Origin of the sequence: Umezawaea endophytica (assembly GCF_025061645.1) — a bacterium.
In the GTDB taxonomy this organism is placed as follows: Bacteria; Actinomycetota; Actinomycetes; order Mycobacteriales; family Pseudonocardiaceae; genus Umezawaea; species Umezawaea endophytica.
In genome coordinates this window covers 20,205-43,009 of the sequence record NZ_JANYMP010000051.1, presented here as the reverse complement: position 1 = coordinate 43,009, position 22,805 = coordinate 20,205, and the positions used below count along the sequence as shown (strand labels likewise).

Here is a 22,805-nt window from a genome sequence, read left to right as displayed (position 1 = left end):
ACCACTTGAGGCCAAGGACTGAAACTCGCGTAAGCGATTTATTCCAGCAATCGAACGACGCGAAAGGAGTTCGAATGCTGGGCAAATTGAAGCAGTCTCACCCACGTCTTCGCGATTCGGGACGCACCGAGCGCTTGGTCACTGGTGTTGCGCAGGTTGGCAAGTCATCACGCAGGAGGACGCCGTGAGCTGGGAAACGGTGGCCTGGATCCGGACAGGGGCATGGTTGCTCCTGATCGTCCTGGTCGGGCTTGCTGCCTGCTGGGTTGCGCGCTCCCTGCTCCGTGAACGACGTCAGAAGCGCGCAGCGAAGTGGGCACAAAGCCAGGTATCTGCACCAGCCGAGCGAACCTGCCAGTCACCTGTCACTGAACGTCCTCCGATCAAATCCTCCCGAGCCGACCAACACCGCGTTTCCTCGATGGCCGATACCAAAGTGCGCATTAGACGGGTACGGCCCTACCTCCCTCAAGGGGCGGATTCGGGGGTGTCCGCGACTGGTCGCCACGTCCGCAAGGACGAGGTGGCGGACGCGGAGACGCAGGAGTTCTCCGTCGACGTGAGCGCGCATGCATCGCCTAGGCGGCAACTCCACAGTTCGATCCCACGATAAGAACCGAGGACGAGTCAGTGAAAATGTATGACTGGAGACGCGTTGCCCTCGCGGTCTGCGCGGCCTCCTTGGGGTTGGCGGCCATAGCTCCGGCAGGCGCCGCGGCGAATCCGATGAACCACCGCGGCGTGAACGTCGGTGAGATCGACACGATGGACAACCCGATGCAGCCATGGGGGAACCAGGGCGGCAACTCGCAGGGTCCCGTAGCGCCGCTCGTCGTGGGTGGCGAGGACGCTCAGGCCCGCTCCTACATGGCGAGCATCCAGTACCCCGACGGTGATCACGAGTGCGGCGGCTCTCTGATCGCTGACAGGTGGGTGATCACGGCGCGGCACTGCGCCCCTCGCATCGTTCCGGGGCAGTTTCACGTCCGGATCGGTTCGGCAGATCGCACGACCGGCGGCACGTTGGCCGGTATCCAGCAGGTGTTCTCCCACCCGCTGGGAGCACCGGACAAGGCAGGCAACGACGTCGCCCTGATCCTGCTGGACCAGGCCGTGCCGCAGAAGCCGATCCCGATCGCCCGTCGAGCGGGCCAGCCGGGCACTCCGACGCGGATCTTCGGTTTCGGCATCACCTGCGACTCGGACTTCAACGACCCGTCGTGCATCGCGGCGTCGCGGATGTTGCAGCAGCTCGACACGAAGATCGCACCGGACCGTCGATGCTCGGTGGCCGACCCGCAGACCGGTGTCCGGTTCTTCGACCCGGCGACCGAGCTGTGCACGGTGTCGCGTGACGGCAAGAAGAAGATGGGCTGCTTCGGTGATTCCGGCGGCCCTCAGGTCGAGGTCCGGCACGGCCGCGAAGTCCTGATCGGCGCGACCTCGGGTGACGGCGACGACTGGGAGCTGCGGCCCAACGTCTGCACGACCGCCCCCGACGGCCGCAACGGCGCTGGCATCTGGTCAGACCTCACGTCCCTGTACCGCTGGATCATGCAGACCCTGCGGAAGAACGACCCCAGGGCGGCCGACGAGGTCGAGCTGTCCAGCGCCGCCGTGTAAGCGGTGGCCACAGAGCAGGCTACCCCCTGAGTAGCCCCACGCGCCCCGGCTGCTGCTCCCCCAGCGGCCGGGGCGTGCCGCACCACCAGTTCCCGACCGGCGAATTTACTAGACTGGCTACCGAAGGAACGTCGGCAGTGGCAACGAAATCCGGACCTCAGGCTAAGTTCGACGATCTCTATTCGTCCGTGTACAGAATTCTCGATGAGGCCAAGAAAAAGCATCGTCTCGTCAAGCTCTACAAAGGTAGCCACGCCTCGGCGAACCCTCACCAAGTGGTCACCGACTTCGGCCAGCACTTCTTCCGCGAACAACGCGGACTATTCTCCTATGCGTGCTCCCAAAGGGACGGCACACGACCACCGACCGTCGATGACTTGGACGAATTCGATCTACAACACCGCCCCCGCACATCGGTTCGCGCAGCTTTTGACATTCTGAGTAACAAATGCCGTCGTCGCGATGAATCCCCAGACAGCTTCCTGAGCTACCTCGTCAAACGGGAACACAGACTTGGCGCATACCGTGGCGGGTCAAGCGGACTGGACGACGAGGCTCGATCATTCGCGGTCGCCCATTGGAATCAACTTCAATTCTCCGTGACGATGGACGACGTCATGGTGTTCTCGGGTGGTTTCAAGGGGGTCTTTTTCGGGTTCTGCGCCAGCTTGCTCTACGAGCGAGACTACGAGGAACTTCGCCCACTTGGTGGACGGATACTCGTCCCCGAAGGCTACTACCAAAGCCTACGACTCATTCCTCCGCTCCTCGGCGCGGAACTGTCGGTGACGCCCGACCTTACCGCCGAGTCGGTCAATCACTGGTTGCAGACCACGACAGGCCACACCGGACGAGCCGTGTACGTGCCGATCGTCAACAACGCCAACGGCAGGGTCTTGAGCCGTGATCGGGCGCTGGGTATCGCCGCGGCCGTGCTGCGGTACAACCAGCGACACCCCGACAGCCCGGTCTTCGTCCTGGGCGACGATGTATACGAGGGAAGCTACCTCACCGCCGACCTGCACCCGCAGCCCATCGGGGCCATCACCGGACACGATCTCGGCGACGCGACCCTGGGCAGAATGAGCGACTACACGGTCACCGTCACGACGCCAAGCAAGACCTTCGCTTACCCGACGTGCCGGATCGCGTTTGCTGCCACAACCAACCAGAAGCTCCGTGACTCTCTTGCACACTATCGCACCCTGTTCAGCTACGGTCGCGTTCCGCAGATAGACGAGTTAAGCGGAATAGCCGCCTTATGCCTTACCCCACAAACCTGGGTGGACGACTGGAACCGGGTCTATCGCAGCAAGCTTGCATTTCTTCAATCCGAGCTTGCCAACATCAACGATGCGCTTGGTTTCAACGCCTTTCACTTGGACAAACCCGAAGGTGGCTGGTACGCCTCGCTTCGCGTGTCACCCAGGATTTTCTCGACCAAGCTCACCAGCAGTATCGACGCGTTCGCCGTCCTTTTGCACTACGGAGAGGATCGGACAGACACCGGGGTAGCGCTACTGCCAGGCGAACTGTTCGGTTATCGCTATCGACCAGACAACCCGGACGACACCTTCATCTTGCGCGGGAACCTCGCGGTCGGGTTTGACGACTTGCGCGAAGCAACTGCCCGACTTCGGAGCATGGCGTTTGCACTGCGGACCTGGGGGCCGCAGATCGAGGGTCGAGCCAAGCAGCGTGCGCGAGCGGTAGCCGACGTCGACGGCATCGTGAGCCGCCTGCGGAACTGATCATCAGGCCGTGGCGGCGTGGCGGCTTGCCCCACCCTCACCAAGACCACAGGATGACCCACATCTAGGGTGTCGTACCCGTTCACCTACTACATGTTGCGAGGATGCTCCATGACGTGCCCGACGTGCGGAACCGATCGGTCTCCCGAGCGCCATCGGATGCCGAGGTGTCGATCCGGGCAAACCACCTCGTTCACCATCGGAGGCGCAGAGTTCTACCTGACCGGCAACCCTCAGAAGGACGGGAGCCTCGGGGAGGTCTTCGCCAAGTTCGCCAAGGAAGGCTCTACGCTTTCCGGCCTGATGGACGCAGTTTCCATCCTGGCATCGGTCGGACTCCAGTACGGAGTACCTCTGGAAATCATGGTCGAGAAGTTGACCAGCACGCGTTACGAGCCGATGGGCATGACAGACGATCCGGAAATCCCTGAAGCATCCTCGGTAATGGACTACGTGTTCCGACGTCTCGCATTCGACTTCATGAGCCCCGAAGACCGCCGCAAGCTGGGAATCTTCACCATCGACGAAAGGGCAAGCATGGCAGTCGATGAAGACAGGACTGCCGTGGGGGCGGGAAGCTGGCGAACGTAAGTTGCGCTGATGTACTGCGAAGGCTCCCAGCAGGATCGTGGGAGCCTTCGCAGTACATCAGCCCTGACAGCCCTCTCTCTAGCAACGAGCCTCGGAGGAGTGAGAGTCCTCCGATTGACGGCTTTCAGGTACGCGGGGCCTGACGACACCGTTGTCGACCGTGGTCCACACGATGTGGTGCTGCGCCAACTCGAAGGTCATGCGATCGGTGATGTTTCCAGCGTCGATCCCCTGTTCGGCGCCTAGGACCTTCAGTACGTGATCGGCCCAGATCTGGCAGCCGTTGAGGCGGTCGTGCAGCAGGTCGTTGATCATCTCTAGGGTTTGCGCGAGGCCGAGGTCATCGCGAATCAGCAAGGTCTTGGTCCCGTCGGGATTGACCTCGTAGTCCCAGGGTGTTTCGAGGGCCGGCCTGATCGCAACGAGCGGGTATCCCGGTAGCGACACGTCCACGTCTTTCCTCCCGTGCGCGGCCCTGCGGTGCGTGGTGCGCAGGGCGGGTCGTCTCTGCCTCGCGCACGGCCCTCCCCGGCGGCGGCTAGACAGTTGCCTCTCCGTTTGCTTGCGGTCTCAGACGAAGAAGACCACTCAACCGGTGCAGGCCTCGCCGCGCCACCGATAACCCGAGATTTGCGGTGAGATCTGTCGCACTACGGCGGTTACGAGCGCTTCGTCCCGGTTCGGGCCGGGCTCACCTTCGCCACGTAATCGACGGCCGCTTGCAGTTGGGCTCGTACCAACCCCTTGTGCGCCTCGGAAAGCTGGCGATAGAGGTCCAGCACCTCGCGCTCGTCCTTGGTAAGCACCGACGAGCTGTCGGGGGCTACGAAGGAGTCCGCCGCGAAGGCCTTGGTGACCTCGGTGAAGTCCGCGCCGATCGCGGCGGCGAACCGCTGCATGGTCGCAAGGCGCGGGATCGCACCCCGTTTCGCGGTCTTGAGATGATGAGCAAGCGACCCTGGGGGCAACCCGGCGTCGCGTTCGATCTGCCGGATGCTGACCCCCGGCTTCTTCCTCGCTATCAGGACATCCAAGGCGTACTCGCGCGGCTTGCCATCGTTGGCTTCATGGGCGGATCGCGCCATGTCTGCACACCTTCCTCGGTCACGCCGGTCCCCGTCGACCATGACCCGGTTCCCTGTCGCAGTGATGATCAAACTGCCCCCCAGCAGGCTTCAATCCTGTCGCATCCCCAACTCCCCGAGCTACCTACCGGAGTCGGACACCACAGAAACTTCCGCCGTGCGGGATTTTCCGTGCCACGGAAATAAGTTTTTGTGCATGAAAATTTGACACGTTGTGCGTAAGCTGGTCGCGAACATGACGGAAGGTCACGTTAGCTACTCCGTTCGGGTGGCGTGACATCAGCGACGGGGGGTCGGTGATGAAGGTGTTCGCAGCACGAGCGCAGGGCGTGGACGACTCGGGCGCGCTACTCGCGGCGTGGTTAGCGGTGTTACCCGTCGTTGTCCACCACCCACAGCACTACCGGTCGCCAGGGAGGCGGCCCTTCTCATGTCCGCATCACAGCCCGCCGCCATTGTGACGCCTGCCAACGCCGTGCCGCTGGACGATCTGTCCGACAGCGTGGAACTCCTGCGCGTGGTCGATGCACAACTCGACACGCTCAAGAACGTCAAAGCCGATCTCCAGCGCAAGATCAAAAGCCGTCTAGGCCTTGCCGAAGTCGGCCTCGTCGACGGACGGCCCGCCGTCACCTGGCGACGCACCCTGCGGGTGGCCTTGTCCCAGAAGCTGATCAAGGCTCTGCATCCGGAAGTCCTCGCCGACTGCGAAGAGATCACGGAAGTCAGGACGTTCCGGCTCACGGAGGCCGTGTGAGCGCGGGGATACGGTCCGACCGGTCTCGGGGGGCCGGTCGGACCCGTACCCCGACCCCGTTGGCCGAGTTGTCCACCGAGATCACCCGACACCTGATCGGGCTGCCGTTGGACTACGGGGTCACCGTCGACTACATCGCCGCGTTGCTGGCTTCCGATCCCCGCAACAGCACGCACGTCGCAGCCGTGGTGCGGGTGATCGTCCATGACGCACTGGCCGATCCGTTCCGGGAGACCAGCGCGAACCGGTGGCGCGGCCTGCTGCCCGCGTGGGTGCGTCCTCCGATGGTCGGGGCCACGGTCCGCAGGCTGCTCGCTGCCGGGATCCTGGTCGGTACCGACCGCTACGTGCGCAGCACCGACACCCGTGGACGCAACGGCGGCAAACTGATGCCGGTCTACGCGCTGAACCTGGCCACACAGCCGTTACGCGACCACAGCAAGCCACTCGCGCCGATTACTCAGGTCTGACTCGACCGATCCTCGTTCACGCATCCCGCCAAGGAGCGTCGCTTTGCCATGCGCACCAACAGTTTCCGGTAGCCGGATCGATGATTTCCGCTGCCGCTCACGGTGATGCCGAAGCCGCTCGTCAGTTCCTCGGTGACGGCCTGGTCGCGGAGGAACTGTCCACCGGCGCGCGTGAGTTGGTGGTGGCGTGGCTGCACGGCCGCGGCCTCACCGACGCGCAGATCGCCACGCGCACGCACCTGAGTACCTACACCGCTGCCCGTATCCGGGCACGGCTTCGTTTGCCCGCACACCACGCACAGACCGGGGGATCCTTCCGTGGCGCGTGACCATGCCCGACTCATCATCACCATCTGGAACGACCCGGACTGGCGAGCCCTGTCCGGCGACGCCCAGCGGCTCTACATGCTTCTGCTGTCGCAAGAGGACCTGTCCTACTGCGGTCTGGTGCCGATGCGACTGCGCCGCTGGGCATCGATGTGTTCGACCACCAGCGTGGACACCATCACCACCGCGCTCGCCGAACTGCACGACTCCCGCTTCGCGCTGGCCGACCACGACACCGAGGAGGTGCTCGTCCGGTCGCTGGTGCGCAACGACGGCATCTGGAAGCAACCCAACACGTTGGCCGCCGCGATCCGTGAGTCGTTCGCGATCTCCAGTCCGATCCTGCGGGCGGCGGTGGCCGCCGAGTTGCACCGTCTACCGGCACGGTGCGGAGCGGCGCCGGGGTTGGCCGCCGCGGCGCTCGTCGACGGCGTGGGCACGATGCCCTCGGAGGTCAAGGCCGCGTGCGCGCCGAGCCGACGTCGCGATACCGGCACGGCGTCGACGGCGTCCGTCGAGCCCGACTCCGCACCCGATACGCAGTCGCGGCCGACCCCTGCGCCACTCGTGGTCGAGACCTTGGGGAAGGGATCGGGGACCCCTTCCCGGATCCCTTCGGAGATCCCTTCCGCGTTGGGTCAGGGGGAAGGGGGTAGGGGGAAGGGGTTCGTAGTCCCTGTCTCGTTGAGTGAAACTCAAGTTCAGGGCGTCGCGCCCGCACACGAGGGTGTGCGCACACGCGAGGACGCCGCGCGGCTGGTTGCCGAGCTCGTGCCGAACCTGCCCCGCACGGTCGTTTCCCGCCTGGTGGGCCAGGTGTCCGGGCTGCTGGGCGAGGGAATAGCGGCCGAGCACGTCGTGACCGGTCTTCGGACCTGGGCGGGCAAGCGGCTCGGGGTGGGATTGCTCCCGGAGCTGGTCGCCGAAGCAATGCGGGCACCGGTGATCGCGCAAGCCGCGGGGCGGTCCCGCAGCGACGACGCAGTGGCCGCGGCGATGGAACTCGTGCGCCGGATGGCGATCGAGGACGGCGAGATCGGCGAGCACGACCCGGCCCCGCAGCACCTGGCCGCCGTTCTGGGCGTCGCCTCAGGCCGCGGGGACGTTCCCAAGGGCGGCTCGGGATCCTTCGTTGGCGCGCCCGCGTTGGCGGGGGTGGCCTGATGAGCGCCGTGACGACCCGGTTCGACCAGCAGATGATGAGCCGTGCCGAGGTGGCTTCGGTGCTGGCGATGATCGCGCACTTCCGGGGCCAAGCCCCCGGCGAGGCCGACGTTCGGGCGTGGCGTTCAGCACTGGCCGGGTACAGCCTCGGCGAGTGTCACGCCGCCGTACTGGCCGCCGGGAAGGTCACCGACCGAATCACCCCGGCCGAGATCATCCAGCGCATCAAGTCCGCCCGCCGCTACACCGAGGCGCGCACACCGCGCCGCCGCCCCACCGACAACGACCGGGCGCTGTTCGCGGCGGCCGGGCGGCGGGGCATCGCGGCCGTCTACGCCGCCGCCGGATGGACGCGCGCCGACCCCTCCCGCGCCACGGATGCCCTGGGCCACACCTGCCCAGTCTGTGGCGCGCTACCCGGCGTCACGTGCCGACGCACCACTCGACTTCGTAACGGCGGCAGGGAAACCCGCGACCTGCACAGCCGCGCGCACCCGAGCCGACTCGACGCCGTGACCACCACACCAGGAGCCACCGCATGACCGCCGCCCACAACGCCGAGAGCTTCGACCACGTCGACCTCGACGAGGTTCCGCCTGCCCCGACGCGTGATCAGGCTGCCGCCGCACGTTTGGCGTGGGAAGCCGCCGTCGACCAGCTTGTCCAGCCCGGCTTGTACGTGTTGCACCGCCAGGACGACCGGCACGAGGTGGCCGAGGTGCTGCCGCTGCTCGCCCAGGTCCAGGAGGCAGTGACGCCGGGGAGCAAGCGCGCGGGGGCGACCGGCAAGCTCGGCAGCCGTCCGCCGGCCAGCCTCGGAGCGCTGGAGTTGCTGGCCGAGATCCGCCACGAGGTCCGTCGGGCTTGCGTGGGCCATCGGCACTCCTACCGCAACCCGGCGAACCTGCTGGAGGTCGTGCGCACCTGGGGCGGGCACGCCGAGGACTGGCAGCACGCCGCCGCCGACTACGTGCTGTGGGCCGCCGACCTCGCGGCCGAGTGGGTGCGCACCGCACGGTTGCTGTTGGACCCGGTGCCCCGCTACCCGTTGCGGGGCCGGGCGTGTCCGGTGTGTGGGGTGGCGACGGTGCAGGTGTGGTCGGACGAGGAGATGGACTTCGTCCGACGTCCGGCGCTGAGCATCGACCCCGAGCAGGTGGAGGCGGTGTGCGCCGGATGCGAGCAGCGCTGGCCGTTGGACGTCTGGGCACAGCTCGCCCAGACCCTGGACGAGCAACTCCACCAGGAAACGACGTGACCGGCATCACACGTGAATGAGGCCGATTGGAGTTGACCTTCAGTCGCTTCAGCGAGCATGATGACCTGACTGGGTACACGTATGTCCGAAACACGCCGAAGGCCCCGCCACACATCTCAGTGGCGGGGCCTTCGGCGTGTTTCGGACTCAGCGACCGCTGTGGTCGATGACGTTGCCGTTGGAACAGTTGTTGACGTGGTCGCTGACGTAGTCGCCGAGCACCGGGACGACCGCGACCTCCTGAAGACAGACTGCGGCAGCGGTGAAGTTCCAGTTGTTAGGGGCGTTCACCCCACCGCCGAAGTTGGAGTCGTTGTCCGCCAGTGCAGGCGTAGCAGCCAGGAGAACGGAACCGGCTGAGGCGATGAGCGCACCGGCGATACGGGAGGCCAACACGGGCTTTCCTTTCCTTCAAGGTCGTTTCGCGCAACCTAACGGCGCTCCCGACGCGAACGGCCTCGCAACGACAATGCTTACCTGATCAGGTGATCAAGAGTCACCCCCTGGCCTCAGCGATTCACAGCCCCGAAGGGCAACCACAACGAGGCCAGGTCATCACAGCCAACGTCGACACAACCTCCGGCCGACGCTTTCCCCTGGGACAGGGCGTCGAGCCCTCGCGGCCACTCCCCCCGTCGCGAGGGCTCCGCCCATCACCTTCACCTCAGAACGGTGGCTCGACCTCTCCCGGACGGCGCTTGGCAAGCGCCGCGCGGGGCACCAACTGCCGCACGGGAATAGTGCCGAAGGCGAACCACGGCACGGCGTAGTCGACCAAGCCGTACCAAGTGCCGCGTGCGCTGCGTACCCACGCGCGTAGCTCGCCTTGCACAGTGCCGGACAAGACCAACCCCCTGTTGCGCACCTTCAACTCAGGCGGCGTGTCCGACGGAACCTCCGGCCGATGGGCTTTACCCAGGTCCACCCAGACCAGCTCAACGGGGTCGCAGACCTTCACGAGGTCCGGGGAGTCCTGAGCTGAATTTTCGAACACGCGTTCGATACTGCATCCGAGTGACCGGCAGAGCAACCCGCTCCGTCACCGGTAGAGCCGCTGTCCGGCCCTGTGAGCCGTCCGGGGCCGGACATGCAAGAGGGGGACCGGTGCACACCGGTCCCCCTCAGTTCACGTGTTCAGTTCGCTGCGATCAGAATCCCGGAAACGGGCCGTGGTGGTGCTCCAGGTAGCCGGTCTCCGGAAGGTCCTCGGGGCCGACCGCGTCCCCGTTGCGCCACCAGAACACCACTTCCTCTGTGACCGCCCGGTCGCGCTCGTCCTCGCTGTCGAACGCGTGCACGTCCACGTCACCCTCCACATAGGTGACATAGGCCCAGACTTTCGCCGTCGGCGCGGCGAACAGCGCGACCGCTGTAAGCGGCCACGTGCCGAGGTTCCAGCCGTCTCGGCCCCACAAGCCGGGCACGCTCCAGCCGCGCTGCTGCATCTCCCCGCGCCACTCGTGGCCGTCGTAGAAGTCCTCGTACTGCACCGGCAACGGCGGCAGGTCCACCGCGCTCCTGTCGAGCTTCGCCATGATCAGACCTCCCAACCGAACAGGGTCACGGCCACATACCGGACCGCATCGTCGTGACGGGCGTTCTTGACCGTGTACCGCGTCGTGGCCGTCCACGTGGTGTCCTCGAACCCGAAGTAGGCGGTCTTGATCGGCTCGCGGGTGTCAAGGGCGGCACCGGTGATCCGCTGGTCGCCTTCGTCATCCGGCGACAGGTCGGGCAGAGCCGCGATCACGGAGCGGCGCACGTGTGATCGCCATGCCATGTCCGCCAAGTCGTTGAGGTAGCGGGCGTGGCGTTCCTTGTTCAACACCGGGTGATCGCTCAAGCGGGTCACCATCTCGAACAGTCGGCGAAGTCGGGAGTTGTCGGCGTCGCCGGGAAGCGGTCGACACACCGGCAACGCGAGACCGTGCGCGTCGGCGAACTCGTTGTGGAGCACGACGAACGTCGATGCGCCGAACTCGACCACGAGTTCCTGCTGGTTCACCACGTCGATGTCGCTGCCGACCGTGTCGGAGTAGCGGACCGGGAGTTCGAGTAGATCCGCCCGCGCGTACACCCGCTGCACGTCGTCGTAGTCGACCGTCTCGCCGTGTTCGATCGTGACGTACTCGCTCATCCCCTCGCGCAGCCGCAATCCCTTGCAGCCGCCCAACAGGTTCATGATCAGGAACATGCCGTGCACGTCCAGGTCTTCCTGCCCGTCATGGGCGGTGTCCGCTGGTTCCGTCATGCGTAGTGCCTTTCTCGAAGCGCTGCCCCGGCGTTGCCACACCGGGGCAGCGGTGAATAGGTCAGCCGTCCAGCCCGTGGACGAACAGCCACATAGGCGCGTACTCGGGCAGGTCCCGCAGTGGTAAGACGAAGTCCCGCCACCGGGACAGCGCGCGCTGGCCGGTCCCGGTGAGCACTGGGCACCCGGTCGCCAGGTCGGTGCCGACGTGGCCGTGTTCGCGGGCACGGGCGAGCGCGTCCGGAGTGGTGACGCGGTGGATTGCGTCGCTCCACCCGTAGCCCACAGACAGCGCGTGCAGTGCGCGCACCTCGGAGGCTTGCTCGGTCAGCACAGTGCGCAACGCGGTCGCTTCCGCGCTCGACTGGGTGGCGAGCCTGGTCACCGCGCGGCCGAACTGTCCTCGGGCGATCTCCAGCACGCCGTGGGCGAGGAAGACCGCGTGCTCGTCGGGGTTGCTAGTCTGCGGTTCGTCGGAATTCATGTTCGCCGTTTCTCGGGTTCCGACAGCGCGCCCCTGGGATGGTGTTGCCACACCGTTTGACCGGGGGCGTCGCTGTATCCGGGGTGATCAGTCGCAGGCGACGGGCAGGTACGGCCGGAAGCGCCGTCCCAGCCAACCCAGCCAGCGCCGGTAGACCCTCACGTGTCCGGAGCGGCCGTCGCGGGCGCGCTCCTCGGCCTCGGTGCACAGGTAGACCGCGCCACCGCCGAACCTCTGGTCCTGCGGACGCTCGCGGTTGACCCAGTTGTACCGAGCCACAAGGTGCCCCAGGTCGGTGCGCAGTTGCCCGCTCCACTGCGGGTCGCGCAGGAGGCTGTCGGTCATGCCGTAGACCTCGAAGTCGATGCAGTCGCCCGAGGGTGCGCGGTAGACCCATGCCGCGATCCCGAACGGCCGGTCCGGGTCGAGCGGCGCGTGGGTCAGGCCGTACTTGTACTCCACGTCCAGCACGATCCGCCGCGCCAAGGCTTTCGTGCCCAGTTCCGCGGTGCGCGCCCACTGGGCGCCGTACACACGTCGCCCCCGGACAATTTCCGTCCGGGGTTCACGGTCGTCGATTTCCACTGCCATTGTTCACTCCGCTTCTCGTTTCCCGTCCGGGGTGTTGCCACACCCCAGACCGAGCAATTCCGCACAATGTCAATTCTCTTATGTCCGGACAATGAATACAAGCAAAGATCACCCGAATGGAGCAGAAACCCTCTCCTGTGATCCATTGAATGTTGACGAATGCGATTTCTTTTCCGGTGATGACTTCGATGATGCGACGCACTGCCGTGCCATGTCGACCGTATTCGCTGGTGAGAGGCCATGACTCGACAGTGGTCACGGTGATGCGACATGATGTCCGGCGTTCCCTCGGGTTTAGGTGACACTGGTCCGACGAGAACGGGAAGGGGTCGCGGACACTGTTCGCGGCCCCTTTTTCATTGCCACGACTCCACGTCGAAGATCGTCCGAATATGCGTTAGACCGTTCGTAGTCACTTTGTCCGGAGATTCCCTAAAAGGCTTGAAAGGGGTTATGTGGCCGGTAATGTCTTGGGTGTCACCTAAATCCCACCGCCAAGCACCCGAGAAGAGTGCTGGCCGTTTCTAGGGAAATCCCATGACTGAACCGAAGACCCCTGCCCCCATCCAGGAGTCCCAGCAGGCACCGGCCAAGGTGGAAACCAAACCTGTACCCGTCAAGGCCGTACCGACCAAGGTGGAGGGCAAGGCACCGGCCAAGACCACCAGGGACAAGGCACCGGCCAAGCCCGTAGCCGCCCCCGCAGAGGGCAAGCCCGTCAAGGCACCGGCAAAAGCCAAGGTGGAGGAGCCGGTGCAGGTCCGGCCGGACAAGGACGTGTGGTCGCGGCTCGCGACGGCGAACAACAGCAGCCGGACCGTGAACGAACTGCTGAAAAAGGCAGGGGTGTCCGGGTGGAGTGTCACCCGTCAGCCGATGGCCGCTCTGGTCCCGTCCGACAAGTGCACCGACTGTGACCAGGTATCAGGCCGTAAGCACACCTCCGGGTGCCCCATGCTGGCCGACTACCCCAATGACAAGGGGTTGGTGGAGCCGGACCACACCACCGTGCCGGTGGCAGCACCGGGTGTGTGGTCTCTGGTGATGGTGGACAAGGCCGAGGAATTCGGGTTCCGCCACATCGGGCACACCATCCGTGAGGCCAACCCGGTACCGATTGAGGTCCGGGGCAGCATCCTGACCGAGATCCTCAAGTCCACCGGTGCCAAGACCGGTCCCGCCGGTCCGCTGTGGGACTCCACCGGAGCTTTTGCCTCTGTCCGGGTGCCGGACATGGTGCCGGTGGGCAAGGTGGACACCGTGGAGATGAGGGCCGTCCTGGTCAACTCCCTGGTGCCCGGCCGTGGTTCCGTGCTCCGGGTGATGCCGGTGCACACCGGCACCCACACCGTCATCCCGGTGGTCTTGCCGGACCTGTCCGACCGGGTGGAGTTGACCCCGGACAACAACTCCGACACCAGGATCACCGAAGCCAGTGAAGCCCTGGACCTGTTCACCCGGTTCGCGGAGGGGTTCGGCGAGATCGCCACCAAGCTGAGCCATAAGAAAATGACCGCTCAGCAGTTCGAGACGTTCGCCGACACGGTATTGAAGGACAAGCCGCAGCCCGGTGCCGGCAAGGCCCTGTTCGACCTCTACGACCTCCGTTCCGGGGTGGTGGGCAAGCTGTTCCGGGGTGAGGTGGACCTCACCGAAAAGATCAAGAGCACCAGGTGGGCCGCTCTGCTGGCCGTCTTGTGCTGGACCCAGACCGTCAAGCCCGTCAAGCCCGGTACCGAGGATGCCCGTAAGGCCCGTGACATGGCCGTCCTGTTCCCTGCCAGGGAGAGCAGCAATACCGCACAGACCGCTCTGAATCTGCTGTCCGAAGGGCTCTAGCCAAGTCCTCTAGCCAATCTGGCTAACCGACTGCCCCCGGTACCGTGTGCCGGGGGCAGTCCGGTGCTCGGGGGTCGAGGCCGTTGCCTGCCCGTGCCTCCCGCACCTGCACCCGCCCCGGATGCGGGAACGCCACCACGACCGGCGGCATGTGCCCCGACTGCCGCAGCCGTTCCCGCCGCGCCCACGGCACGAGCACACAGCGCGGCTACACCGGTGCTCACCGGTCCCGCTTCCGTCCGGCAGTGCTCGCCCGTGACCGAGTGTGCCGCTGTGACCACATTGGGTGTCCACAGCATGTGGATAACCGGTGTGGACAACCACCCACGGTGGCCGATCACTGGCCACTGACCCGCCGTGAGCTGGTAGCCGCTGGGCTTGACCCGGATGACCCGAGTAGGGGCCGGGGGCTGTGTGGGCCGTGCCATGCCCGTGTCACCGCAGTGGATCCCCGGACCCGAGGAGGGTGGAACAGCCCGTGAGATCAGCTCCAAGCGCCGACCAGACGACCTCGTGGACCGGGCACGCTCCACCCCAGGGGGGTGACCCCTGACTGGTCCGGAAGGGCACAAGCCACTGAGGCCCGATCCTGTCTTGCCAGGTTTCCGGCAACGCCGATCCCACGTCCGCCGACCCGTCCCCGAGGACAGCGAAACCGGGCGCGAATTGGCCGCTGTGCTCGACCGCCTGGCCCTGGCCGCCGACCAGGTCCACGCCTGGGTCGACGAGCACGAAACCCTTGTGCGACAAGCATACGAGCTGGGCGCTGCCCAACACGACATCGCCCCGCACGCGCAGGTCGCACAGTCCACGGTGAGCCGGATCCTCGCCCGCGACACCACGGCCTGAACCACCTCGCCCGGTGATGCACCGTGCATCACCGATCCGCCACGCATCACGACCACCGGAGGTGTGCCGTACCGATCACCATCGACGGAATCACCCCGTCCGAACAGATCCGCGCCGAACTCGCGGCCGAAGGGAAACCGGTTTTGCTCGGCTTCAGCCGAGGCAAGGACTCGCTCGCCTCGTGGCTGGCGATGCGCGACGCCGGAATCGAGGTCGTCCCGTATCACCTGTACCTCGTGCCGGACCTGCGGTTTGTCGAGGAGTCCCGCAAGTTCTACGAGGACTTCTTCGGCGTGCCGATCCTGAACCTGCCGCACCCCTCGCTGTACCGGTGGCTCAACGGCCTGCTGTTCCAGCCACCGGAACGTGCGGCGGTCATCGAGTCCGCCCAGCTCCCCGAGCCCACGTATGAGGAGCTGGCCGAGCTGATCCGTGCGGATCTCGACCTGCCCGCGGCCTGGAACGCCGACGGCGTGCGCGCCGCGGACTCCCCGAACCGGCGCATGGCGATGGTCACCCACGGCCCCAAGCGCGAACACCTGCGCAAGGTGTCGATCGTGTGGGACTGGCGCATCGCCGACGTCCGCGAAGCCCTGGCACGGCACAACTGTCCGCTGCCCGAGGAGTACGAGTGGTTCGGCCGCAGCTTCGACGGCATGGACTTCCGGTTCCTCGACCCGATCCGGCGCCACGCCCCCGACGACTACGCCCGGATCCTGGAGTGGTTCCCGCTCGCCGACTTGGAGGTGTTCCGCCGTGACCTCACCCGCTGACCCCAACGCTGACCTCCTGGCCCAGCTCCAGGCCACCGCCGCCATCGGCGGACCGACCTCGCAAGCCGACCTGTTGGCGCAGCTCAACGCCGAACCCGAATCCGATCCACTGGAGGGCGTCGAGTACAGCGGGGACCTGGCCACCGACTCCACCGCCGAACTCGACGCGCTGGCCATCGGCTTCCGCGAACGCACCAAGCGCGAGGACGAACGGTTCCGACTCGCCACCGACTCGGAGTTCTGGTTCGCGCTGTGCTTCAAGTCCCGCGACGAGAAGGACGCGTTTCTGCACGCCGCGCGGCTGTTCCACATCGGAGACAAGTACCTCGATGGTCTGGCGGCTGCCGCAGTCCTCGGCGTCGCCATGCCCAACCCCGACCTACGAGAGGAGGAGTAACCAACCATGCGCAACCGACTCGGCCGCCTGCTCGCGGGCGCCCGCCGCGTCCTGACCCGCCGCGCTTCCAGCCCGTCCCGAGGCCGTAGTTCAGGAACCTAAATACCGTTCTCGTGTACCTAACGCACAACCGGTTCCGACACTGTGACAGACTTGTGTTGCGGACAAGTAGGACAGTACGCATGCGTTAAGTCCTACAGTCTGGTCGGGTGACATGCCTCGCGGCACGCCACCCGACCAGCGATTACCTGGTCAACAGGTCGGAAAGCTTACTCAGCAATCCCACGACCTGTACCAGAAGGCCGAGAACGACGGCGACCCTTGCGGAACTCCACTTCCTCTTGGGTCGTCGTCTCGGCGACGCTTACGCCCCCCGTCCCCAGCCTGCTTACGACGGATCACTCGGTCTCCCTAAGGTCTGCCCACCAAAGTGGGCAGGGCCGAGACCTTCCCGACCCATGCATGTTGCCGGGACGGTGGGCCACCTGTGATCCGCCAATAACTGTATCGGGCGATCTACGCTGCCCTGACCACCGAGAACTTTCGATGACCTTTCTGTCCATCGCGGACAGCAGGTACAGCGCGCCGACCTGTATTTGTCACGTCCCCCATAACGCACCGCAACCAAAATGCCACCCGATCGGATGAGCATGGCGGTCCATCGGAGGTGTTCGAAGTGGGAAAGCGCGGTCCGGCGGCGAAGCCGACACAACTCCGCGTCCTGCACGGCGATCGCACCGACCGCATCAACGACACCGAGCCCATTCCGCCCACGCAGGACATCGCCTGCCAAGACTGGGCCTCGGATGGTGCCCGCGAAATCTGGGCGCGGCTTGGTCCCGGACTAGAGCAGCGAGGCGTACTCACCTCGTGGGACGCCGATGCGTTCCTTGTGCTGTGCGAGGCGCTCAACCGCTACCGCAATGCCACGGCCTTGGTCAACGGATCTGCGCTGCTGGTGCAGGGCGGATCCGGCCTGATGAAGAACCCCGCGTTGCAAGTTCAGGCCGAGGCTGAGCGGACATTCCTGACTTACGCCGCCCGGTTCGGCCTGACGCCGTCGGATCGTCAGGCCATCAAGGTGGAGGTGGGCGGCGACCACAATGCGGGCGGACCGGGCCGCCTCCTCAGCTAAGTCCCGCGCAAACCACCAGCGCACCACGACCAGTTCGCGCACCGGCACCGCTACGCCCCGAACAACCACCAAGACACCCCATCGCGGGGCGCGGTTGCCGGTGTGCGGGCGCACTTTCGATGGCCACACTTGCCGCAAACGCGGCGAACACCTCTGCAAGCCTCGCGCTGACCACGCCCAGGCGTTCGCTGAGGAAATCTGTGTCCATACCAAGGACAGGTGGGCGCGCAAGCCGTTCGTCCTCGCCCCGTGGCAGCGCGATGACATCGTGCGGCCGTTGTTCGGCGAGGTCCGGTGGGACGACGAAGCCCAGTGCTACGTGCGTCGGTTCCGTATCGGCTGGATCGAGCTCGCCCGCAAGAACGGCAAGTCCGAGCTGTTGGCGTTCGTCGCGCTCTACATGCTCGTCGGCGACGGCGTGGAGTCCGCCGAGGTCTACGGCTGTGCCCGCGACACCGATCAGGCCAAGCTCGTGTTCAACGTCGCCGCCCGCATGGTCGCTCTGTCCCCGGTGCTGTCCAAGCGGTTGCGGGTCATCGAGCACTCCGCGCGCATCGTGGACGAGAAGACCAACTCCGTCTACGTCGTCGTTCCCTCCGACGCGTTGGGCAACCTGGGCTCCAACCCGTCCTGTGTGATCTTCGACGAGGTCCTGACTCAGCCGGATGGGCGGTTCTGGACTGCGATGCGCACCGGCATGGGCACCCGACTGGAGCCGCTGTTGCTCGCGGCGACCCCGCTGGCGACGACCCCAGCTCGTTCGCCAAGGCCGAGCACGACGAGTGCGTGAAGATCGCCGACGACCCGTCACGGGCGCCGCACAGGTTCGTCTACCTGCGCAACCTGCCTGAGGACGCCGACCCGTGGGACGAGAGGAACTGGTTTCACTCCAACCCCGCGCTCGGGGACTTCCTGTCGCTGTCCGCGCTACGGGAGGAAGCCCTTGAAGCCCTCAATGACCCCGCGCGGGAGAACTCGTTTCGCCAGTACCGGCTCAACCAGTGGGTCTCGCAGACCACGCGGTGGATGCCAATGCACCTCTACACCGCGTGCACCGGCACCGAAACAGACCACCCGGCACGGCTGCGCGAAGCGCTGGCCCGTCGACCCGCATGGGGCGGACTCGACCTCGCGTCCAAACTGGACCTGACCGCGTGGTGCCTGGTCGTGCCGGAGGGCATCGACGGCCACCCGTCGGTGCTGTGGAGGTTCTGGCTCCCGGAGACCGGCGTGAGCTTTCTGGACGACTTCACCGAGGGCCGCGTGTCCCGCTGGGTCGAGCAGGGGTGGATCACCGTCACAGATGGCGAGGTCATCGACTACGACGTGATCGAGGACGACGTCACCGCAGACACCGGCCTGTTGCGCGTCGCCGACATCTCCTACGACGAGTGGTCGGGCGAACCGGTGCGGCAACGCCTGGAACGCCGGACCGGCGTGCCGATGTACCCGGTACCGCAGACCTACAAGGGCATGACCCACGGCATGACCGAACTGATGACCCTGACCCGCTCACGGGCGTGGTCACACCACGGCAACCCCGTCGCGGCGTTCTGCTTCGACTCTGTCGAAGTCCGCCACCCACCTGGCGAACCCGACCTCATCCGGCCGGACAAGCCTGAACGCGGTAAGACCGGCAAGCGCATCGACGCCGTGCCGACTGCGGCGATGGCGGTGGGTGGATGGCGGTTGCGCGGCCAGAAACCTCGCAAGTCATCCAAGATGACAGTGCTTGGATAAGTCTTAGCCAAGCGCAAGCTCAGGAAGACACTTACGGAGTTTCGTCCTGACTGAATTCAAAAGCTGTTCGACCGATCCCCCTACTTCCAGTGCTGCCGCGGGCGCGACGTCGAGCGCGTAGTGAGCAAGGATCTCGGCGCTGGTGCCGATTACTCGCCAGAGCTTGATGGGACTCGGCGAAACGTCACTATCAGCCTCAATGTCGAATACATAGATCCAGGAAGAGGGCTTCGACGGCAAAGTAAATTTGTCTGTTCGCAAACGCCAAGTTCCGTCTTCTTGCTCGACCAGCTCGGGTGCCCCAAGGTGGCGCTGCCAACTGTCCCATACGGCGCGCGGCAGCGCGAACACGCATCCCGTAGAGTCGCCGTGGCCACCAATCTGGAATTTGAACATCATCTGATAGAAAGTACGCTTGAACACGTTCGCAATGTTGGGGCCTTCCATGCCCTCTGAGACCCATTGCGGGTTGCCCTGAACAGCTTCGGCAAATTTTTCCTTGTGAAGATGTAGCGCATTCTCAAGATTCTTCATCGCTGCACGGTAGCTACCATGAAAATCCATTGTCTGGATCTCGAAGATGCCATACCGGCCAAGCTTTAGGCCTGTTGGCGTATCGCCTGGCAAAATCTCGATCATCGTGGCGTCGAACGAAAGCTGTGGAGACCTCGGCGTGGCCCTAATGCCGATTTCACCTCCCAAGCGGTTCTGGAAGTACACGATACTCGGCACGCCTTCCCTGACCGCCTCGCGGAAACGGGTGGCACCAGGACGATGTTCCAGAGTGGTCATCGGTACGAGGTTTACATGAGAGTCAGCCTCGTGGCCAAACAAGCGGCGCGCGGCGTTGTCCAAGAGGACTGGGTCAAGAACCCGATACGGACACGCAAGCCAATCTTGCCTCACACCGTTGCTCGTGCTGCTGACAGTGCAGACACCTTTTGATGTTGGCTTGACGCAGCCAGTTGAAGTGCCTGTGACGTCAGAGACGAAGGGACACCGCTTACCGTCCTGGTCCTCATAAGCTCTGCCACTGTTGGCAACAATTGGGTAGACGCGGTGACCAAACCACTCGGCAATAAAGTTGCCGGGCTCGCGCTTACTTCTACTACTTTTACCGCTCACGCTTTCCCCCTTGCGCTTGCTCTTTTTTGCTCACTCCAAGCAGGCCGAGGCGCGCGGCTTTCACAAATGGTTCATTCATTTCGAAACCAATTGCTTTTCGACCGGTCTCGATAGCAACGGTCAGCGCCCGCCCCGTACCGCAAAACGGATCCAGCACAGTTCCGCGAGGCGGGCAAGAGCTGACAATGCGCGGCTTGATGAGCTTGAGTGGGAACGTCGCCGAGTGTCCGCCCGAACCAGACCCAACGTTGACTTCAACAACGTCGCGAGTCCCGTCCTCCACCTGGTCAAGCTTGTAGTAATACTTCGGACGGCCTTCTTTTTGGCGCTTAACGAAGTGAAAGAAGTGCTCATGAGAAAGTCGTAGGCGGTCAACTTCCGGCCGCGGAGGCACATTCGGCTTAGACCAAATTAGGTCGTTTCGCAAAATCCATCGGTTGTCTTGCATTGCGATAGCGAAGCGCGCGGGGACCATCAGCAACTGCTTTTCTTGGCGAAATCCACCCATTGGAGTGCGGCGACGTTCTCGCGCATTCCCACCTAGGCCTTGCCGTCCATTTTCCCGAATGCTTGACCATCGAGCGAAATAGGTATCCCCCAAGTTGATCCACATGCTCCCTCCTGGCTTGAGCGCATCCTTTCCGCGCTCGAAGATTTCGACCAGGTGGGCAACGAACCACTCGGGAAGTGGCTCCAATCCCAGCATGCCACCGTTCTGGCGGTACCAATCGTAACTAGGAGCGTCGCTAACGTCATTCCCCAAATCGAGCCACTTCTTCAAAACAGACTCGTCGTGTTGCTGCCCGTATGACCTCAGCCCCCAATACGGGGGCGAGGTAATGATCAGATCGACTGAGGCCTCCGGCAAGGTCGCGAGCAGGTCATAGGCGTCACCGTGCTCCACCCTGTTGCCGTCAACCTCAGTATCAAACGGGAGCATGGGGTCAGCGGTCACGCCGGAAGCCTAGAGGTTCCACTGCTGCTGACATCCTCGGCATGCCCATCTTGGTGGTGATCGTTCTGATCACCACCAAGTTTGAGCTGTCCCCTGAGCAGTGGGTGGCCCGCCTGTCTCGGCTGCACAACGCACAGATCCCGGAATTGGAGGTGCTCGACTCCTACTACGAGGGCGAACAGTCGCTGTCGTACATGCACCCGGAGCTGATCCGCCGATTGGACAACAGGGTCCGCCAGGTCGTCATCAACTGGCCGCAGCTCGTCGTGGACGCCTTGGACGAACGCCTCGACGTCACCGGGTTCCGGCTCGGCGGCGAGCAGGCGGCCGATCGGGAACTGTGGGCGATCTGGCAGGCCAACCGGCTGGACCTGCACTCCGAGCAGGCCCACATCGACGCCCTCACGTTGGGCCGGTCGTTCGCGATCGTCGGCACCAACGAGGACCGGACGAACACGCCGCTGGTGACGGTCGAATCCCCCTTGGACGTCCATGTCGATCTGGACCCGCGCACCCGCAAGGTTCGGGCTGCGGTCAAGCGGCAGTACGACGACGAGAGCGGCGACGGCCTCACCGAGGCCTACGCCACCCTCTACCTGCCCAACGAGACCATCTGGTACTCCTCCGACAACGGCGGCGCGGTCTGGGAGGAGAGCGACCGCGACGAACACGGCATGGGCGCGGTCCCCGTCGTCCCGCTGGTGAACCGCCCGCGGACTCGCAGACGCCGCACCGCACCTCCGCGGCTCGGGCGCTCCGAGCTGGCCAGTGTGCTCCCGCTCTCGGATGCCGCGTGCAAGATCGCCACCGACATGATGATCAGCGCTGAGTTCCACGCGATGCCCAGAAGGTATGCGCTGGGGTTCGACAAGGAAGATTTCGTTGACGCGCAGGGGAAGCCGCTGACCCCGTGGGAAGCGGTCGCCGGGGTCCTATGGGCCTCGTCCAAGTCCCCGAAGGAGGACGGGGTCGCGGTCGGGCAGTTCCCCGAGGCCGACCTGTCGAACTTCCACAACACGCTCAACGCACTGTCCAGGTTGGTGGCGTCGTTGTCGGGGTTGCCGCCGCACTTCCTGGGCTATGCCACGGAGAACCCGGCGTCGGCGGACGGCATCCGGTCTTCGGAGTCCCGTCACATCAAGCGCGCCGAACGCCGTCAACGTAGCTTCGGCGACGGCTGGGAGGAAGTCGTCCGCCGTGTCCTGCACGTGCGCGACGGCCGCGTACCGCAGGAAGCGCTGCGAGTCGAAACCCAGTGGGTCGACCCATCCACCCCCACCTTCGCCGCGCAGGCGGACGGGGTGGTCAAGCTGTACTCGGCAGACAAGCTCCTGCCCCGCCGTTCCGCACGGCGGGCCTTGGGCTATTCCGACGCGCAGATCCTGGACATGGAAGCCGAGGACCAGCAGGCCTACCAGCGAATCACGGGCGAAGACCAAGCCGCCGAGTTCGGCCCGAAACCTGACACCGGCCAGACGCCCCCTGTGCCGCCAGTCGACAGCGCGCAGGGCTTACCGCGGGTTCCCGCGCCTCGACGGGGGAACGCCGCCGTGGTGTTCCGTGAAGCGGCGCTGACCGGTCGCTGACGGTGTGTGCGCCCGGTCGGGGTGCTCAGGGGGGTCGAGAACCCCGACCGGGGA

At 65.0% G+C, this 22,805-nt stretch carries 27 protein-coding genes; 17 read left to right on the top strand and 10 right to left on the bottom strand.

Annotated features, from left to right (window positions below; translation table 11 throughout):
* Positions 1 to 726: 726 nt before the first annotated feature.
* From NZH93_RS48340 to NZH93_RS48330, 3 genes are all read left to right on the top strand, one after another.
* On the top strand, positions 727 to 1,623 hold the full coding sequence (locus tag NZH93_RS48340; RefSeq protein ID WP_259630134.1) for a S1 family peptidase: 897 nt from the start codon (positions 727 to 729) through the stop codon (positions 1,621 to 1,623).
* Between the two features lie 137 nt (positions 1,624 to 1,760).
* Positions 1,761 to 3,374, top strand: a complete 1,614-nt coding sequence (locus tag NZH93_RS48335; RefSeq protein ID WP_259630133.1) for an aminotransferase class I/II-fold pyridoxal phosphate-dependent enzyme — start codon at positions 1,761 to 1,763, stop codon at positions 3,372 to 3,374.
* A 111-nt stretch (positions 3,375 to 3,485) separates the two neighbouring features.
* Complete coding sequence (locus NZH93_RS48330; RefSeq protein WP_259630132.1) at positions 3,486 to 3,965, top strand: TSCPD domain-containing protein; 480 nt, start codon at positions 3,486 to 3,488, stop codon at positions 3,963 to 3,965.
* A gap of 78 nt (positions 3,966 to 4,043) precedes the next feature.
* On the opposite strand, the gene NZH93_RS48325 is transcribed toward NZH93_RS48330, so the two are convergent.
* Both NZH93_RS48325 and NZH93_RS48320 read right to left on the bottom strand, forming a co-directional pair.
* Positions 4,044 to 4,418 carry a hypothetical protein gene (locus tag NZH93_RS48325; protein WP_259630131.1) on the bottom strand — a complete coding sequence of 125 codons (375 nt, stop codon included), beginning with the start codon at positions 4,416 to 4,418 and terminating at the stop codon, positions 4,044 to 4,046.
* A 206-nt stretch (positions 4,419 to 4,624) separates the two neighbouring features.
* Positions 4,625 to 5,050, bottom strand: a complete 426-nt coding sequence (locus tag NZH93_RS48320) for a hypothetical protein (RefSeq protein ID WP_259630130.1) — start codon at positions 5,048 to 5,050, stop codon at positions 4,625 to 4,627.
* Positions 5,051 to 5,480: 430 nt separating this feature from the next.
* Between NZH93_RS48320 and NZH93_RS48315 the strand changes: the two genes are divergently transcribed.
* From NZH93_RS48315 to NZH93_RS48290, 6 genes are all read left to right on the top strand, one after another.
* Positions 5,481 to 5,807, top strand: coding sequence for a hypothetical protein (locus NZH93_RS48315; RefSeq protein WP_259630129.1), 327 nt, complete (start codon positions 5,481 to 5,483; stop codon positions 5,805 to 5,807).
* A gap of 68 nt (positions 5,808 to 5,875) precedes the next feature.
* Positions 5,876 to 6,277: a hypothetical protein gene (locus NZH93_RS48310; RefSeq protein WP_259630128.1), complete on the top strand. Its 402-nt coding sequence runs from the start codon at positions 5,876 to 5,878 to the stop codon at positions 6,275 to 6,277.
* An 80-nt stretch (positions 6,278 to 6,357) separates the two neighbouring features.
* Positions 6,358 to 6,606, top strand: coding sequence for a hypothetical protein (locus NZH93_RS48305; RefSeq protein ID WP_259630127.1), 249 nt, complete (start codon positions 6,358 to 6,360; stop codon positions 6,604 to 6,606).
* Complete coding sequence (locus tag NZH93_RS48300) at positions 6,596 to 7,768, top strand: hypothetical protein (RefSeq protein WP_259630126.1); 1,173 nt, start codon at positions 6,596 to 6,598, stop codon at positions 7,766 to 7,768. Before NZH93_RS48305 ends, NZH93_RS48300 begins: the two co-directional genes overlap by 11 nt.
* Entirely contained in the window at positions 7,768 to 8,310 is a 543-nt protein-coding gene (locus tag NZH93_RS48295; protein ID WP_259630125.1) for a zinc finger domain-containing protein, read from the top strand. Before NZH93_RS48300 ends, NZH93_RS48295 begins: the two co-directional genes overlap by 1 nt.
* Positions 8,307 to 9,026 carry a DUF7341 domain-containing protein gene (locus tag NZH93_RS48290; RefSeq protein ID WP_259630124.1) on the top strand — a complete coding sequence of 240 codons (720 nt, stop codon included), beginning with the start codon at positions 8,307 to 8,309 and terminating at the stop codon, positions 9,024 to 9,026. The genes NZH93_RS48295 and NZH93_RS48290 overlap by 4 nt, the downstream gene beginning before the upstream one ends.
* Before the next feature lie 147 nt (positions 9,027 to 9,173).
* Here the strand turns inward: NZH93_RS48290 and NZH93_RS48285 are convergent, their stop codons facing one another.
* The 6 genes from NZH93_RS48285 to NZH93_RS48260 form a co-directional block, all read right to left on the bottom strand.
* Positions 9,174 to 9,422, bottom strand: coding sequence for a hypothetical protein (locus NZH93_RS48285; RefSeq protein WP_259630123.1), 249 nt, complete (start codon positions 9,420 to 9,422; stop codon positions 9,174 to 9,176).
* 268 nt (positions 9,423 to 9,690) lie between these two features.
* Positions 9,691 to 10,020: a hypothetical protein gene (locus tag NZH93_RS48280; protein WP_259630122.1), complete on the bottom strand. Its 330-nt coding sequence runs from the start codon at positions 10,018 to 10,020 to the stop codon at positions 9,691 to 9,693.
* A 154-nt stretch (positions 10,021 to 10,174) separates the two neighbouring features.
* Positions 10,175 to 10,561 (bottom strand): hypothetical protein, encoded by a 387-nt coding sequence (locus tag NZH93_RS48275; protein ID WP_259630121.1) that lies wholly within the window; start codon positions 10,559 to 10,561, stop codon positions 10,175 to 10,177.
* A 2-nt stretch (positions 10,562 to 10,563) separates the two neighbouring features.
* Complete coding sequence (locus NZH93_RS48270) at positions 10,564 to 11,277, bottom strand: hypothetical protein (RefSeq protein ID WP_259630120.1); 714 nt, start codon at positions 11,275 to 11,277, stop codon at positions 10,564 to 10,566.
* Between the two features lie 61 nt (positions 11,278 to 11,338).
* On the bottom strand, positions 11,339 to 11,761 hold the full coding sequence (locus tag NZH93_RS48265) for a hypothetical protein (RefSeq protein ID WP_259630119.1): 423 nt from the start codon (positions 11,759 to 11,761) through the stop codon (positions 11,339 to 11,341).
* Positions 11,762 to 11,848: 87 nt separating this feature from the next.
* Positions 11,849 to 12,295, bottom strand: coding sequence for a hypothetical protein (locus NZH93_RS48260; RefSeq protein ID WP_259630118.1), 447 nt, complete (start codon positions 12,293 to 12,295; stop codon positions 11,849 to 11,851).
* Positions 12,296 to 12,889: 594 nt separating this feature from the next.
* Between NZH93_RS48260 and NZH93_RS48255 the strand changes: the two genes are divergently transcribed.
* The 7 genes from NZH93_RS48255 to NZH93_RS48225 all read left to right on the top strand — a co-directional run bounded on the left by NZH93_RS48255 (position 12,890) and on the right by NZH93_RS48225 (position 19,085).
* Positions 12,890 to 14,191, top strand: coding sequence for a DUF932 domain-containing protein (locus tag NZH93_RS48255; RefSeq protein ID WP_259630117.1), 1,302 nt, complete (start codon positions 12,890 to 12,892; stop codon positions 14,189 to 14,191).
* A gap of 675 nt (positions 14,192 to 14,866) precedes the next feature.
* The gene (locus NZH93_RS48250) at positions 14,867 to 15,040 is read left to right on the top strand and encodes a hypothetical protein (RefSeq protein WP_259630116.1); all 174 of its coding nucleotides are present in this window, start codon (positions 14,867 to 14,869) and stop codon (positions 15,038 to 15,040) included.
* Positions 15,041 to 15,183: 143 nt separating this feature from the next.
* The gene (locus tag NZH93_RS48245) at positions 15,184 to 15,813 is read left to right on the top strand and encodes an adenine nucleotide alpha hydrolase family protein (RefSeq protein ID WP_259630115.1); all 630 of its coding nucleotides are present in this window, start codon (positions 15,184 to 15,186) and stop codon (positions 15,811 to 15,813) included.
* Positions 15,797 to 16,210, top strand: a complete 414-nt coding sequence (locus NZH93_RS48240; RefSeq protein ID WP_259630114.1) for a hypothetical protein — start codon at positions 15,797 to 15,799, stop codon at positions 16,208 to 16,210. The genes NZH93_RS48245 and NZH93_RS48240 overlap by 17 nt, the downstream gene beginning before the upstream one ends.
* Before the next feature lie 676 nt (positions 16,211 to 16,886).
* The gene (locus NZH93_RS48235; protein WP_259630113.1) at positions 16,887 to 17,345 is read left to right on the top strand and encodes a phage terminase small subunit P27 family; all 459 of its coding nucleotides are present in this window, start codon (positions 16,887 to 16,889) and stop codon (positions 17,343 to 17,345) included.
* A 100-nt stretch (positions 17,346 to 17,445) separates the two neighbouring features.
* Entirely contained in the window at positions 17,446 to 18,135 is a 690-nt protein-coding gene (locus NZH93_RS48230) for a terminase large subunit domain-containing protein (protein ID WP_259630112.1), read from the top strand.
* The gene (locus NZH93_RS48225; RefSeq protein WP_259630111.1) at positions 18,132 to 19,085 is read left to right on the top strand and encodes a terminase TerL endonuclease subunit; all 954 of its coding nucleotides are present in this window, start codon (positions 18,132 to 18,134) and stop codon (positions 19,083 to 19,085) included. Before NZH93_RS48230 ends, NZH93_RS48225 begins: the two co-directional genes overlap by 4 nt.
* A 3-nt stretch (positions 19,086 to 19,088) precedes the next feature.
* Here the strand turns inward: NZH93_RS48225 and NZH93_RS48220 are convergent, their stop codons facing one another.
* Both NZH93_RS48220 and NZH93_RS48215 read right to left on the bottom strand, forming a co-directional pair.
* Entirely contained in the window at positions 19,089 to 19,877 is a 789-nt protein-coding gene (locus tag NZH93_RS48220) for a PDDEXK family nuclease (RefSeq protein ID WP_259630110.1), read from the bottom strand.
* Between the two features lie 322 nt (positions 19,878 to 20,199).
* Entirely contained in the window at positions 20,200 to 21,165 is a 966-nt protein-coding gene (locus tag NZH93_RS48215) for a DNA-methyltransferase (RefSeq protein ID WP_259630109.1), read from the bottom strand.
* Positions 21,166 to 21,206: 41 nt separating this feature from the next.
* Between NZH93_RS48215 and NZH93_RS48210 the strand changes: the two genes are divergently transcribed.
* On the top strand, positions 21,207 to 22,751 hold the full coding sequence (locus NZH93_RS48210) for a phage portal protein (protein ID WP_259630108.1): 1,545 nt from the start codon (positions 21,207 to 21,209) through the stop codon (positions 22,749 to 22,751).
* Positions 22,752 to 22,805 lie beyond the last annotated feature (54 nt).